The following is a 14,021-nucleotide window of genomic DNA, read 5'->3' as shown; positions in this document are numbered from 1 at the left end:
CCAATGCCGTGGCGGGAAGCCGGACCAATTCGCCACCCGGCGGGCTGCTCGTGCAGCTCGACCGGGCCACTGCCGTGCCCCTCCACCGCCAGCTCGCGGCCGCGGTGCGCGACGGCGTCCGCTCCGGGCGGCTGCGGCTGGGCACCAGCCTGCCGCCGACCCGGACGCTGGCCGCCGATCTCGGCGTCTCACGTGGCGTCGTCGTCGAGGCGTACCAGCAGCTCGTCGCGGAGGGGTACCTCACCAGCCGGCCCGGCGGCTACACCGAGGTGGCCATCGGGCCGGTCGGTCAGCGGACCACCGCGGCGGCGGCGCCGCCACCGGCCCCACGCGTCGACTTCGGCTACGGCCGCTACGACGTGTCGAACTTCCCCCGCACCGCCTGGATGCGCTCGATCCGCCGCGCCTTCGCCGCGGCACCCAACGAACGGTTCGGCTACCTCAGCGGCCGCGGAGTGCCCGAGCTGCACGACGCCCTGACCGACTACCTCAACCGGGTTCGGGGCACCGCGGCCACGCCCGGCACCGTCGTCGTCTGCACCGGATACGCGCAGGGTGTCGCGCTGCTCGTGCAGGTGCTCGCCGCACGTGGCGCCCGGCGGCTCGTCGTCGAGGACCCGTCCGCCGACGACGACGTCCGCCCGCTCGCGGCGGCAGCCGGGCTGGAGGTCGTCGGGGTGCCGGTCGACGCCGACGGCATCCGCACCGACCTGCTGGACGCGACGCCCGCGGACGCCGTCGTGCTGACCCCGTCGCACCAGTGGCCCACCGGCGCGGTGCTGCCCGCCGAGCGCCGGGCCGCGGTACTGAGATGGGCCGAACGCAACGACGCCCTGGTCGTCGAGGACGACTACGACGCGGAGTACCGCTACGACCGCGCTCCGATCGGCGCGATGCAGGGCCTGGCGCCCGACCGCGTGGCCTACGCGGGCTCGGCCAGCAAGACCCTGGCGCCCGGGCTGCGGCTGGGGTGGCTGGTGCTGCCGCGGGGCCTCGTCGACGAAGTGGCGGCCGCCAAACTGGCCGTCGACCGCGGTTCGCCGGTCCTGGACCAGCTGGCCTTCGCCGACTTCGTCGCGCACGGGGAGTTCGACCGGCACCTGCGGCGGATGCGACCGGCGTACCGGCGCCGACGCGACGCCCTGCTGGCCGCGCTCGGTGCCCTGCTCCCCGACCTCGAACCCGCCGGCGTCTCCGCGGGCCTGCACCTGGTGGCGTGGCTGCCGCCGGGACTCGACGAGGACGATGTCGTGGCGGCGGCCGGGCGCCGCGGCGTCCGCGTTCACGGTGTCGGCCCGTACCGGCTGGGCGGGCCCGGACCCGGCGGGCTGATCTTCGGGTACTCGGCGTTGAGCGAACGCGCCGTGCGCGACGGCGTGGAGTTGCTGGCCGCCGCGATGGGCCAGCTGCGCGCGATGTGAAGCATCTCACCACTTAAGGATGCGCAACACCGTCACGGTGAGTTACAGTGGATTCACGTGGCCGCCCTGCCGTTTTGCCCCCCAAATTGGTAGGGCGGCCCTTTCATGTCCGCGCAGGCTGACCGAGCGGCCTGACCTGGCGCGTCAGCGCGAATCGTCACCCGCGGCCAGCCGGTTCGGCCCGGCGCCCAGCTCCGGCGACCGACGCCACCGCAGGCGGGTACTCTTCGCGCCTCACTGGCAAGCAACCAGAAAGTCATCGGCCACTACGCGCATTCCGGCCGCGGCCTGGCGATCAGGCGACCTTCCGGCGCTGAACGGCGCGTCGAGGTCACCTGATCGTTTCGGATCCACATGTTGGCGATGATCAGGTGGGCCACGCGCGCCGATGGTCGGCGTCCGGGACACCTGATCGTCCACACCGAGGCGATCAGGTGACACAACGACGATCAGGTGACACACCCTAGCGCCGGCCGCCCGCGGGTACCGGCCCGAGCTCTCAGCCGTCATGCCGATGATCGGCCTGGCTGATCGCTTGCGGTGCCGTCGGCCATCGTGGCGGACCGAAAAGTGCCCTTATTCGTGAACGCACGTTTCCTTCTCGTAACGATCCGGCGACGTCGCGCTTCCCGTTGATCAGGTCGTGGACGGCGGGCGCGGAGCGTGTCCGTCCTGCTCAGCAGGCCCAAAAGACTCCCCCAGTGCGCCGCGAATGATCTGTCGACGAATTCTCGATCAAGGAATCAGCAACTCAAGAGGTCCAACCTCTGGTTATGGTGTGCCCTCGAAAGAGGTTGGACCACTTGGGAGAAGCCGATGCAGAGACCAGGCGTGCGCTACCGGGGCTACCGCAGTTTCGACTACCTCGAACCGCACACCGACTTCCGCGTCTTCGACCTCGCCCCCGAGATCGGCCGCGTGCCCGCGTACGACCTCGGGCTGGACGAGGAGCAGACACGGCGAGTGACCGACATCCTGGGCCGCGAGCACGTGATCTCCCTGCACGAGCACCCGAAGATCCTCACCACGGACCCGTCCCTGCTGAAGGAGTACAACGGCACCGGGCGCAACGCGTTCGGGTTCGAGGGCATCGCGCGGTCGGGGATGACCGCGTTCTTCGACAACTTCATGAACGGCACCAACTGTGTGACGTCCGAACACGGCTGGAAGTGGAACGACGTCATCTTCGACCTTGGCCTGCGTTTCGCGGATGTCGCGCAGCAGGACCACGTCGTGCTCGCGCGCACCGTCGCCGACCTCGAGAAGGCCAAGGAGGAGGGCCGGATCGCGCTGGTCGCGGGGCTCGAAGCCGCCACGATGATCGAGAACGAGCTCGACCGGCTCGACATCCTCTACGGCCTCGGTGTGCGGCAGATGGGCATCGCGTACTCCATGGCCAACCAGCTCGGCGCCGGTCTCGCCGAGCCGCAGGACGGTGGGCTCACCATGTTCGGCGGCCGCGCCGTCGAGCGGATGAACGCCCTCGGCATCGCGATCGACATCTCGCACTCGTCCGACCGCACCAGCCGTGACGTCATCGAGCGCTCCGCCGTCCCGGTGTTCATCACCCACGCCGGCGCCCGGGCGGTCTGGCCCACCAACCGCATGAAGCCCGACGACGTCATCGTCGCCTGCGCCGAGCGCGGCGGGGTCATCGGCATCGAGGCAGCACCGCACACCACGCTCTCGGCCGAACACCCCGAACACTCGCTGGAGTCGGTCATGGACCACTTCCAGTACTGCGTCGACCTGGTCGGCATCGACCACGTCGCGTTCGGCCCGGACACCAACTTCGGCGATCACGTCGGGCTGCACGACTCCTTCACCGGTCATCTCACCATCGCCAGCGCGCACGGGCACGTGGACCATCCGCGGGTCCCGTACGTCGCCGGGGTGGAGAACCCGGCGGAGAACTTCACCAACATCGTCGGCTGGCTGGTCAAGCACGGCTGGTCCGACGAGGACATCAGCAAGGTGATCGGTCTCAACATCCTGCGCGTACTCAAGGAGGTCTGGTGAACGGGAAGATCACACGCGTCCGCGCGACGAGCGCGGCGCTGGTGGTCGCGGCCATGGTCGCGGTCACGGGATGCTCGCTCAACGAAGGCGGCGACACGAGTGAGGCCGGCAGCGGCTCGGGCGAGCAGTCGGCCCCGGCGACGCTGCGCATCGGCACCACGACGGACGTCGAGAACTACAACCCGCTGCAGTCGCTGTCCAAGACGGACAGCTGGATCCTGAACGCGACCTACCCGGCGCTCCTGCGCATCGACCGGGACGCACAGAAGGTGCCGGAGCTCGCCGAGGAGTACACGACGGAGGACGGCGGCAGCACCGTGGTCTTCCACCTGCGCGACGACTTCGAGTGGACCGACGGCACTCCGGTGACGGCCAACGACGTCGCGTTCACGGCCCAGGCGATCATGGACTACCAGCTGGGCAACGTAGCGGCGAAGCTGACCTGGGTCGAGAGCATCGAGGTCCGTGACGAGCAGACGGTCGCGTTCCACCTCACCGAGCCGTACGCGCCCTTCGCCGAGGGCGTCGGGTTCTGGATGCGCATCGTGCCCGAGCACATCTTCAGCGAGGCCGGCGACCTGTCGCAGTTCGCGAACGACTCCGACTGGGTCGGTGCCGGCGCATACATCCTGGACTCGGTGACTCCCGGTCAGCGCTACACCCTGAAGGCCAACGAGAACTACCCCTATGCCCCCGAGGGCGGCGCCGCGGTCGAGACGGTCGAGTACGTCGTCTACCCGGACATCAACACGATGATCCTGGCGCTGCGCAACGGCGACATCGACCTGATGGGCACTCCGGTGCCGATCTCCGCGGTGGCCTCGATCGAGAGTGACGAGAACATCGCCATCGAGTCGGTGGAGTCGCTCGGGTTCGCGCACCTCACGTACAACGTGCAGCACCCGGTGCTCGCGGACCAGGCGGTCCGGCAGGCGCTCTCGATGGTGGTCGACACCGAGTCGATCATCGCGACGATCCTGCAGGGCGACGGCCAGCAGATGACCGGTCCGATCTCGCCGATCTTCGCCGAGTACGACAACACCGAGCTCGAGCCGTACCCGTTCGACCCGGCCGCCGCGAGGACCCTGCTCGAGGAAGCCGGCTACACCGACGCCGACGGCGACGGCACGTTCGACGACCTCACGTTCGAGGTGGTGTGCGACCAGTCCAACGCGAACCTCACCCGCGTCGCGGAGGTCGTGCGTGACGACGCGGCCGAGGCCGGCATCCAGCTCGACCTGGCCTGCATCGAGCGGAACACGTTCCTCAGCCGGACCCGCAGCGGCGACTACGACATCGATCTGTCGCAGTGGGGCGTCTTCGACAACCCCATGGACCAGCTGCGCAGCACCTACCTGTCGAGCAACCCGGGCGGCATCAACTACAACCTCGTGCAGGACCCCGAGCTGGACGCCCTGGTGAACGACGCCGCGACGACGGACGACCACGACGCCTTCGTCGAGAAGATCAAGAACATCGACGCGTACGTGCACGACCAGGCGCTGCTCACCCCGCTGTACGTGGAGGACTTCCGCTTCGCGTACCGCGGCGACCGGTTCACCGGCTTCGACCCGTCGCCGTCCGACCTGCTCGGCATGGTGACCGGCTACTCGTTGTCCCAGGTCACGACAGTCGACTGAGACCGCTGAACGAGGCCCGCCGGGCGCTCACGTCATGTCCACGACACACCGGGAGGGTGGGTAGCACACCGTGTTGAGGTACGCCGCAAGTCGACTGCTGCGCGCGATTCTGACGATCTGGATCGCCGTGACGGTGACGTTCTTCCTGCTGCGGCTCCTGCCGGCGGATCCCACCCTCCTGGTCGTGGAGGGCGACATGACCCCGGAGATGCAGGAGGCGCTCCGGAGCCAGTACGGCCTCGACAAGCCCCTTCTCCAGCAGTACGGCCTGTACCTGGGCCAGCTCGTCCAGGGCAACCTCGGGGTCTCGTTCCGCCAGCTCGTCCCGGTCACCGACCTGCTGCTGTCGCGGCTGCCGTGGACGCTGCTGCTCGCCGGTTCGGCGTTCGTCCTGACGCTGCTGATCGGCATCCCGCTCGGCGTCTACGCCGCCGTCGGGCGGGGCGGCGCGGTGGACCGGAGCGTGCAGTTCTTCGGGATCACGTCGAACGCGCTGTTCATTCCGAGCGTCGCGATCCTGCTCCTGGTCGTCTTCGGCTCGAACCTGGGCTGGTTCCCGATCGGGCAGGCCATCGACCCGGACACCCGGGGGCTCGCGGCGTACGCCTCCCTCCTGCACCACCTGGCATTGCCGCTGTTCTCGCTGGTGCTGGTGCAGCTCGGCCCGTATGCCCTCACGCTGCGTACCAACATGGCCGAGGTGCTCGGTGAGGACTACATCACCAGTGCCCGCTCGCGCGGGCTCACCCCGCGGCGGGTCGTGTGGCGGCATGCGCTGCGCAACGCAGTCCTGCCGGCGCTGATGCTGATGGGTCTTCAGCTCGGGACGCTCATCGGCGGCGCGGTGCTGACCGAGACCGTCTTCGCCTACCCGGGCGTGGGCCGGCTGATCTTCGAGTCGGTGCAACAGTTGGACTTCCCCGTGCTGCAGGGGGCTTTCGTGGTGCTGGCCGTGACCGTCGTGCTGGCCAATCTGCTCACCGATCTGCTCTCGATGGTTCTCAACCCAAGGATCCGCACATGAGCACCGAGCCGCAGAATCTCACCGTCGACACGCCGACGGCCGCGATGACCACCAGGCGCCGGCGAACCGGGGGGTTCTTCTCCGCGCCGTCCGGGTGGCTGTCGGTCGGTGTGCTGGGCCTCTTCGTGGTCGTCGCGGTCTTCGGGCCGTTGTTCGTCGACTCGCCCAGCGGACTCGGGACCGACATCCTCCAGCCGCCGTCCACGTCCCACTGGTTCGGCACGGACGACCTAGGCCAGGACGTGTTCGCCCAGGTCGTGTGGGGCACCCGGATCAGTCTCCTGGTGGGCGCCGTCGCGTCGCTCATCGCGATCTGCATCGGCACCCTGCTCGGCCTGGCCGCCGCGTACGTGAAGCGGCTCGACCCGGTCGTGACGACGCTCACCGACGTCATGCTGTCGCTGCCGATGCTGCCGCTCATGATCCTGGTGACCGCGCTGGCCGGTCCGAGCGTGACCACGCTCATCACCGTGATCGGGCTGCTGTCCTGGCCGGAGGTGACCCGGATGATCCGGGCGAACGGTCTCGTCGTGGCGGCGATGCCGTACATCGACGGCGCGCGGGTGCTCGGGGCCGGTGCGACCCGGATCATCTCCCGCGAGATCCTGCCCGCCGTCATGCCGCTGGTCGTGGTCAACGTGCTGCTCACCGCCGCCCGCGCGGTGATCGCCGAGGCCGGCCTCTCGTTCCTCGGCATGGGCGACCCGTCGTCGTGGTCGTGGGGCCGCATCCTGCTCAACGCGCAGCGCTCCGGCACCATCGCCTCGGCCTGGTGGCAGACGCTCTTCCCGTCGCTCGCGATCCTGCTGCTCGTCCTGGCCGCGACGATCGCCGGCATCCGCTACAACGACTCGCGCGACCCGCGCACCCGAGGAGTGTGACGCCCCGATGCACCTGCCCGACTCGTTCTACCTGGGCACGCTCGACCGCGTGGTCGACCGGCTCGGCGCCGCCGGCTACGACGGGATCCTCGTCACGCATCCCGCCGACGTCGCGTACCTCGTGGGCTTCTGTTACGCCGTGACCGAGCGCCCCGTCTACCTGTGGATCGGCACCGACCGGGACCGGTTCGTGCTGGTGCCCGAGCTGGACCGCGAGTACGCCGCACAGCAGCGGATCCACGCACCGGTCGAGACGTACTTCGAGTACCCCGGCGTCACGAGCCCGGAGGAGCACCTCGCCGGTCTGCTGCGCTACCGCGGCCTCGGATCCGGCCGCATCGCGTACACGTCGTCGATCTCGGTGGGCACGTTCGGCACGCTGCACGCGGCGCTGCCGGACGTCACGTGGGAGGTCTCCGACGTCGTCGCCGGGCTGCGGCTGACCAAGGCACCGGAGGAGATCGAGCTGCACCGGCAGGCCGCCGACATCTGCGACTCCATGCTCGCGGCCGGGCGTGCGTACATCGAGGAGGCCCTCGCCGCGGGCGGCGAGCTCCCCCGTGAGGGCGAGATCGCCCGCCACGTCATCGGGCACGGTTCGGACCTGGTCTACCGGCGCTACGACCATGTGGTGTTCACGACGAAGCTCGCCGGCGGTCTCGTCTACGCGGGGCCCAACGCGGCAAACCCGCACGGACTGCCGAGCAGCCGGCGCGTCCAGGTCGGCGACACGCTGATCCTGTCGCTCGGCGCGGCCGTCCTGAGCCGCTTCGTCGAGAGCGAGCGGACTTTCGTCATCGGCGAGCCGAACGCGGACCAGCGCCGGTACTTCGAGACCGCCTGGACGGCCCAGCACGTCGGAACCGAGGCGATGCGCGTGGGCCGCACCTGCGCCGACGTCAACGCCGAATGCCTCGACGTGATCCGCGCCGCCGGCATGGGCGAGCACCTGCGCCACCGGCAGGGCCACGGCATCGGCGTCCAGCAGCACGAGGCGCCGTGGGTCGAGGACGGCGACCCCACCCCGCTGGCGGCCGGCATGGTGCTGTCGAGCGAGCCGGGCGTCTACGTGCCCGGGCACGGCGGCTACCGGATCTCCGACACCGTGCTCATCACCGACGACGGCCCGGAACGGCTCACCACCTACCCGCGCACCATCGAGGAGAACGTGATCCCGGTATGACGACCTCTCGCACATACACGGAGACGATCAACGGCGCACGCATCGTCATCGAGGAGCTCGGGCCCGTGGACGCGCCGGCCATCGTGGTCCACCACGGTGCCCCTGGCCTGGGGTCGCGGTCCGAGCCGCTGCGGTCGTTCGGCCCGTTCGCCGACGCGTACCGCATCGTCACCTTCGACGCCCGCGGCTCCGGTTCGTCGTCGGACGACGGCCCATTCAGCCACGAGCAGTGGGTCGCCGACATCGAGGAGATCCGCGACCGGCTCGACCTCGGCGACATCGTGATGGCCGGCGGCTCGTACGGCGGCTTCCTCGCGATGGAGTACACCCTCGCCCACCCCGGACGAGTCCGGGCGCTGGTGCTGCGCGACACGGCGGCGGACACCTCGCACGACCATCTCGCCGTGGAGCGGGCCCGCACGTTCGACGTCGTGCCCATCGACCCGTGGGCGATCGAGCGGATCGGCACCGGGAACTTCGCCGACAACGCCGAGTTCGAGCGGTACTGGCGGGCGATCCTCCCGCTCTACGACCACCACTACGACCCGGCCGCGGTCGAGCGCAAAGCCGCCAACACGCAGTACCACTACGCCACCCACAACCACGCGTTCGGCGTGAACATGCCGAAGTACGACCTCACCGGCCGGCTGCCCGAGATCACCTGTCCGGTCCTCGTCACCGTCGGCCGCCACGACTGGCGCACCCCGGTCCCGGCCTCGCAGCTCATCGCCGACCGGGTCGCCGACGGCCGGCTCGTCGTGTTCGAGCAGTCCGGCCACTCGCCGCAACTGGAAGAGCCGGAGCTGTTCCAGGCGACCTTGCGGGGGTTCCTCCGCGACGTCGGGGTCAGGCCCCATGGCTGAGACGACGGTCACCGCCCGGCGCCCTCCCGCCGAGGGTGCTCCGGTGCTGAGCGTGCGCGACCTGTGCGTGGAGTTCGACACCCGCGACGGTGTCCGCCCGGTGGTCCAGGACGTCAGCCTCGACGTCTATGCCGGCCGGACGCTGGCCGTGCTCGGCGAGTCGGGGTCGGGAAAGTCGGTGACCGCCCGGTCCGTCATGGGCCTCATCGACCCGCCCGGCCGGATCACCGGCGGCCAGGTGCTGTTCGAGGGCAGGGACCTCGTCCACGCCTCCGCCGAGGAGCGGCGGCTGATCAGCGGCGAACGCGTCGCGATCGTGTTCCAGGACGCGCTCTCCGCGCTCAACCCCGTCTTCTCCGTCGGCGAGCAGATCGCGGAGCTGCTGCGCACCCGCCGCGGCATGCGCCGGCGCGCGGCCGCGGCCCGCGCCGTCGAACTGATGGCCCGGGTCCGGATCCCGGCGCCGCAGCGGCGGGCGAAGGAGTACCCGCACCAGTTCTCCGGCGGCATGCGGCAGCGCGCGATGATCGCGATGGCGCTCGCCCTCGAACCGACCGTGCTCATCGCGGACGAGCCCACCACGGCCCTCGACGTCACTGTCCAGGCGCAGATCATGGACCTGCTCCTGGACCTGCAGGACGAAACCGGCATGGGGATGATCCTCATCACCCACGACCTCGGCGTGGTCGCCGAGACCGCCGACACGCTCGCCGTCATGTACGCCGGCCGGGTCGTGGAACGCGGCCGGGTCGACGACGTCTTCGCCCGGCCCGCGCACCCCTACACCCGCGGCCTGCTGCACTCGATCCCGCGCCTCGACCGCGACGACGACAGCCTGTGGGCCATTCCCGGCTCGCCGCCCACCGTCCTGAGCCGGGTGGCGGGGTGCGCGTTCGCGACGCGCTGCGACGTCGCCGTCGACGTGTGCTCCACGACCCGTCCGGACCTGGTCTCCCCGTCGCGGGCCGACGCACCGCTGGGTCCCACGGACCGCGCCAGCGCCTGCCACCGTCGAGAGGAGGTCCTCCATGGCCGTGTCTGAACCGGTGCTCTCGGTCGAGAACCTGACCCGGCACTTCGCCAGCCGCCGCGCGGTCCTCCCCGGCCGGCCGGCGCCCGTGGTCCGGGCCGTCGACGGCGTGAGCTTCGAGTTGCAGGCCGGCGAGACCCTCGGGATCGTGGGCGAGTCCGGCTGCGGCAAGTCCACCCTCGCCCGCATGATCGTCGGTTTGGAGACGCCGACGTCCGGCGTCGTCCGGTTCCGCGGCGCCGACGTGCACGCCGCGCGCGGCCGCCAGGTGAAAGAGTTGCGCCGCCGCGTGCAGATCGTGCTCCAGGACCCGTACACGTCGCTCAACCCGCGCCGGACGGTCCGGGAACTGCTCCGGCAGCCGTTCGAGATCCATCGCGACCTGGTGCCGCGCAAGCAGCAGAACGCGCGGATCGGCGAGCTGGTCGAGCTCGTGGGCCTCGACCCGGACCACCTCGACCGGTACCCGTTCCAGTTCTCCGGCGGGCAGCGTCAACGCATCGGGATCGCCCGGGCGCTCGCGCTCTCCCCCGACGTCATCGTCTGCGACGAGCCGGTCTCCGCGCTCGACGTGTCGATCCAGGCGCAGGTCGTCAACCTCTTCCAGCGCCTGCAGCGTGAACTGGGGCTGGCCTACGTCTTCATCGCGCACGACCTGTCGGTCGTCCGGCACATCTCCGACCGGGTCGGCGTGATGTACCTCGGCAAGCTGGCGGAACTGGGGTCGCGCCGCGACGTCTACGACAACCCCCGCCACCCGTACACGTCGGCGTTGCTGTCGGCGGTGCCCGTTCCCGACCCGCAGGTGCGCGGGCGGCGGACGCGGCGCCTGCTCGACGGCGATCCGCCGAGCCCGGTTGATCCGCCGTCCGGCTGCCGGTTCCGCACACGCTGCTGGAAGGCCACCGACGAGTGCGCGGCCGTCGAGCCGCAACTCGTCGGCGACGACCGGCACCGGCAGGCCTTCGCCTGCCACCACCCCATGCCCGTGCAAGCCGACCCCGCCACCGCATGACCCCGAGGAGCACAGTGACCATGACGTCCCCCGCGCCCGCGTACGACGGCTACCGCGCGTACTCGTACCTGAAGGCCGGCGTCGACTACCAGGAGTTCGAGCTCTCGGCCGAGCTCGGGCGGGTCCCCGGATACGACGGCGGCCTCACCCCGGACGAGCGGGCCCGGGTCGCCCGGCTGCTGGACGAGAACATCGTGATCTCGCTGCACGAGCACGCCGTCGTCCTGCCGGAGAACGCCGAGGACATCCGGCGCTACAACCGCACCGGCCGGCAGCGCACCGGCTACGAGGGCCTGGCCCACTCGGGGTTGACCGCGGTGGTCGACAACTTCATGGCCGGAGCATCGTGCGTCACCAGCCAGCACGGCTGGAAGTGGGACGACATGATCTACGCGCTCGGTTTCCGGCTGGCGGACCTGGCCAAGCAGGACTACGTCGTCCACGCCACCACGGTGCAGGAGATCCGGGACGCCAAGGCCGCGGGCAAGCTGGCGCTCATCGCGGGGCTCGAGTGCGCGACCATGATCGAGAACGAGCTCGACCGGATCGACATGCTCTACGGCTTCGGGGTCCGCCAGATGGGCATCGCGTACTCGCAGGCCAACCTGCTGGGCTCCGGGTTGTCCGAACGCTCCGACGCCGGCCTGACGCATTTCGGCCGTCGGGCCGTGGAGCGCATGAACAAACTCGGCATGGCCATCGACATCTCGCACTGTGGCGACCGCACCGGACTGGAGGTCATCGAGGAGTCGTCCGTCCCCGTGATGATCACTCACGCCGGCGCCAGGGCCGTCTGGCCCATCCCGCGGCTCAAGACGGACGAGACGATCATCGCCTGTGCCGAGCGAGGCGGGGTCATCGGCATCGAGGCGGCACCCCACACCACGCTGTCCGAGCAGCACCCGGAGCACTCGCTGGAGTCGTTCATGGACCACTTCCAGTACTGCGTCGACCTGGTCGGCGTCGACCACGTGACGTTCGGGCCCGACACGATGTTCGGCGACCACGTGGCGGTGCACCGTGTGTACGCGGGCAACTACGCCCACAAGGACGAGGGACGCCCGGAGCACCCGATGGTCGACTACGTCGACGGCGTCGAGAACCCGGGCGAGAGCTTCCATAACATCACCGGCTGGCTGGTGCGTCACGGTTACTCTGATGCAGACATCGCGAAGGTACTCGGTGGCAATACGCTGCGGGTCCTGGAGGCGGTGTGGCGGTCCACCGATGACGACCGATGATCTCGGACAAGGACGGTAGCCGAGCATGAGGCGGGACTCCGCGGCACAGAGCGCCCTGTTGCGGCTGCGTCACCTGATCGCGGCCCAGTTCAAGCCCGGCGACCGGTTACCGCCGGAGAAGGACCTCGCGGAGACGCTCGACGTGTCGAGGACGACGGTGCGGGAGGCGCTGGTCGTCCTCGCGGCGGAGGACATCGTCACCCGCCGGTGGGGGGCGGGGACGTTCGTCAGCGCGCCGCAGAAAGTGGCGTCGCTCAACATGTCGTCCATCGAGTCGTACCGCGAGCGGGTGGGAGCCGGCGGCCGGACCGTGACCCTGCTCGAGGCGTCGTGCGACCTCGTGACGCCGCCGGCGGCGTCCGCCGCGGCGCTGCAGGTCGAGGGCAGCGCCAAGGCCTGGCATGTGCGGCGGTTGTTCGCCGTCGACGGCTCACCGTCCGCGTTGATGAGCGAGATCATCCCCGCGCACCTCTTCGGGCGGCCGATCGACCCCAGTCCGATGCTCCAGATCGACACGTCCCTGTACGAGCTGCTGAACCAGCACTCCCCCGGCGCGGCCATGCATGCCTCGACCGAACTGGAAGCCGTCTGCATCCATGGGGACGACGCCCGTGCCCTCGACCTGGCCGACGAGGCACCGGTGCTGCGCGCCACCCAGACGACGTTCGCCCGCCGCGGCGAACCGGTCGCGCACGGCACGTCCTACCAGCGCACGGACCTGGTACGGATGCGGATCACCCGGTAACCGTCGCCGCCGGCTCGAGGACGACGACCGGGGTCTCGCGGGAGCGCAACCCGGCCAGCGCGTCTAGGTCGTCGGGATTCTTCGAGTAGCCGCGCCACGCCGCCCAGAGCCGTTCTCGCTCCGCGCCCTGGGCTTCGCGCGCGTGTACGGCACGTGCACCGTCGACCAGGTCGACGGTGGTATCGGGGTTGGCCAGCAGGTTCAGCCACCACGCCGGCGGCGGGTCGCCCCAGCCGTTCATCGCCAGCAGGACGAGGTCCGCGCCGTCCTCGAAGTAGGCGAGGATCACCGCACGTTCCATCCCGCTGCGCCGTCCGATCGTGCGCAGCCGCAGCAGACCGTACTTCCCGGGCTTCGGGCGGGACAGCCCGATGCGGCCACCCGTGGCGCGGTACAGCGACCGATGTCCCGCCCAGAAGGAGCGGACGAACCACCGCGGTGGGACACGCGGAGGCCGCTGACCGGTCGTGCCCATCGCTGCCGCCTTCGCTCGGGATGCCCGCCGACAGGGCAACCTATGCGTGCCGCCTCCGGCAGGTCAAGCCTGGACCCGCGCCAGGACGGCACCAGGCTGATGCGCTGTCTGCCCGGTGTCGTCGGCTCTCGGCGAGATGCTCGTGTCCGGTTACAACGGCATCCTGATGGGAGGCTCCGGCGGCGGATAGATGCCGACGTCGGGCCCGGGGCGGCCCGGGTCCACGATGATCGGCGGCTCGGGCGGCGGGAAGATCCCGTCGTCCGTCCCCGGGTACGCGGCCGCCGCGCCCGCGACGCCCAGAGCCAAGCCGCCGGCAAGGACCACGGACGCGATGCCACGCTTGAGCATCCTCTTCACTTGACTGTTCCTCTCCTTCGTGGCCGTCCCGTCGGTCTCGGCGCTTCGACGGCCGGTGTCACCGGACTCCACGATCGTCCGTGGGCAGACCGCCCGAGAGAACGAACCCGAACGATTCCGGACA

At 70.2% G+C, this 14,021-nt stretch carries 13 protein-coding genes; 11 read left to right on the top strand and 2 right to left on the bottom strand.

Translation table 11 applies throughout. The annotated features are described in order from the left end of the window. Window positions 1–8: 8 nt before the first annotated feature. The 11 genes from pdxR (at window position 9) to JIAGA_RS32810 (ending at window position 13,062) form a co-directional block, all read left to right on the top strand. The gene (pdxR, locus tag JIAGA_RS0105845) at window positions 9–1,421 is read left to right on the top strand and encodes a MocR-like pyridoxine biosynthesis transcription factor PdxR (protein ID WP_026874944.1); all 1,413 of its coding nucleotides are present in this window, start codon (window positions 9–11) and stop codon (window positions 1,419–1,421) included. A gap of 816 nt (window positions 1,422–2,237) precedes the next feature. Then, entirely contained in the window at window positions 2,238–3,440 is a 1,203-nt protein-coding gene (locus JIAGA_RS0105835; protein WP_026874943.1) for a dipeptidase, read from the top strand. Continuing rightward, window positions 3,437–5,080: an ABC transporter substrate-binding protein gene (locus tag JIAGA_RS0105830; RefSeq protein WP_026874942.1), complete on the top strand. Its 1,644-nt coding sequence runs from the start codon at window positions 3,437–3,439 to the stop codon at window positions 5,078–5,080. The genes JIAGA_RS0105835 and JIAGA_RS0105830 overlap by 4 nt, the downstream gene beginning before the upstream one ends. A 70-nt stretch (window positions 5,081–5,150) precedes the next feature. Further along, window positions 5,151–6,104: an ABC transporter permease gene (locus JIAGA_RS0105825; RefSeq protein ID WP_026874941.1), complete on the top strand. Its 954-nt coding sequence runs from the start codon at window positions 5,151–5,153 to the stop codon at window positions 6,102–6,104. Then, entirely contained in the window at window positions 6,101–6,985 is an 885-nt protein-coding gene (locus JIAGA_RS27810) for an ABC transporter permease (protein WP_035812144.1), read from the top strand. Before JIAGA_RS0105825 ends, JIAGA_RS27810 begins: the two co-directional genes overlap by 4 nt. A 7-nt stretch (window positions 6,986–6,992) precedes the next feature. After that, window positions 6,993–8,168: a M24 family metallopeptidase gene (locus JIAGA_RS0105815; RefSeq protein ID WP_051425770.1), complete on the top strand. Its 1,176-nt coding sequence runs from the start codon at window positions 6,993–6,995 to the stop codon at window positions 8,166–8,168. Next, window positions 8,165–9,031 carry an alpha/beta fold hydrolase gene (locus tag JIAGA_RS0105810; protein WP_026874939.1) on the top strand — a complete coding sequence of 289 codons (867 nt, stop codon included), beginning with the start codon at window positions 8,165–8,167 and terminating at the stop codon, window positions 9,029–9,031. Before JIAGA_RS0105815 ends, JIAGA_RS0105810 begins: the two co-directional genes overlap by 4 nt. Beyond that, window positions 9,024–10,073: an ABC transporter ATP-binding protein gene (locus JIAGA_RS0105805; RefSeq protein ID WP_051425769.1), complete on the top strand. Its 1,050-nt coding sequence runs from the start codon at window positions 9,024–9,026 to the stop codon at window positions 10,071–10,073. The genes JIAGA_RS0105810 and JIAGA_RS0105805 overlap by 8 nt, the downstream gene beginning before the upstream one ends. After that, entirely contained in the window at window positions 10,060–11,076 is a 1,017-nt protein-coding gene (locus tag JIAGA_RS0105800; protein WP_026874937.1) for an ABC transporter ATP-binding protein, read from the top strand. The genes JIAGA_RS0105805 and JIAGA_RS0105800 overlap by 14 nt, the downstream gene beginning before the upstream one ends. 20 nt (window positions 11,077–11,096) lie before the next feature. Further along, a complete protein-coding gene (locus JIAGA_RS0105795) occupies window positions 11,097–12,317 on the top strand; it encodes a dipeptidase (RefSeq protein ID WP_026874936.1) in 1,221 nt (406 codons plus the stop codon). A gap of 25 nt (window positions 12,318–12,342) precedes the next feature. Continuing rightward, window positions 12,343–13,062 (top strand): GntR family transcriptional regulator, encoded by a 720-nt coding sequence (locus tag JIAGA_RS32810; RefSeq protein ID WP_026874935.1) that lies wholly within the window; start codon window positions 12,343–12,345, stop codon window positions 13,060–13,062. Here JIAGA_RS32810 and JIAGA_RS0105785 read toward each other — a convergent pair. After that, entirely contained in the window at window positions 13,052–13,537 is a 486-nt protein-coding gene (locus JIAGA_RS0105785; RefSeq protein WP_026874934.1) for a nitroreductase/quinone reductase family protein, read from the bottom strand. The two genes, JIAGA_RS32810 and JIAGA_RS0105785, sit on opposite strands and share 11 nt — an antisense overlap. 150 nt (window positions 13,538–13,687) lie before the next feature. Then, entirely contained in the window at window positions 13,688–13,897 is a 210-nt protein-coding gene (locus JIAGA_RS0105780; RefSeq protein ID WP_157552754.1) for a hypothetical protein, read from the bottom strand. Window positions 13,898–14,021 lie beyond the last annotated feature (124 nt).

It is taken from the genome of Jiangella gansuensis DSM 44835, from assembly GCF_000515395.1.
Lineage (GTDB): Bacteria > Actinomycetota > Actinomycetes > Jiangellales > Jiangellaceae > Jiangella > Jiangella gansuensis.
This window is presented reverse-complemented; position numbering and strand designations above follow the sequence as displayed.

Bases quoted from the DNA above. Each gene is read 5' to 3' on its own strand.
- JIAGA_RS0105795 (WP_026874936.1), top strand. From the start codon at position 11,097: ATGACGTCCCCCGCGCCCGCGTACGACGGCTACCGCGCGTACTCGTAC.
- JIAGA_RS0105800 (WP_026874937.1), top strand. From the start codon at position 10,060: ATGGCCGTGTCTGAACCGGTGCTCTCGGTCGAGAACCTGACCCGGCAC.
- JIAGA_RS0105805 (WP_051425769.1), top strand. From the start codon at position 9,024: ATGGCTGAGACGACGGTCACCGCCCGGCGCCCTCCCGCCGAGGGTGCT.
- JIAGA_RS0105785 (WP_026874934.1), bottom strand. From the start codon at position 13,537: ATGGGCACGACCGGTCAGCGGCCTCCGCGTGTCCCACCGCGGTGGTTC.
- JIAGA_RS0105815 (WP_051425770.1), top strand. From the start codon at position 6,993: ATGCACCTGCCCGACTCGTTCTACCTGGGCACGCTCGACCGCGTGGTC.
- JIAGA_RS32810 (WP_026874935.1), top strand. From the start codon at position 12,343: ATGAGGCGGGACTCCGCGGCACAGAGCGCCCTGTTGCGGCTGCGTCAC.
- JIAGA_RS27810 (WP_035812144.1), top strand. From the start codon at position 6,101: ATGAGCACCGAGCCGCAGAATCTCACCGTCGACACGCCGACGGCCGCG.
- JIAGA_RS0105835 (WP_026874943.1), top strand. From the start codon at position 2,238: ATGCAGAGACCAGGCGTGCGCTACCGGGGCTACCGCAGTTTCGACTAC.
- JIAGA_RS0105810 (WP_026874939.1), top strand. From the start codon at position 8,165: ATGACGACCTCTCGCACATACACGGAGACGATCAACGGCGCACGCATC.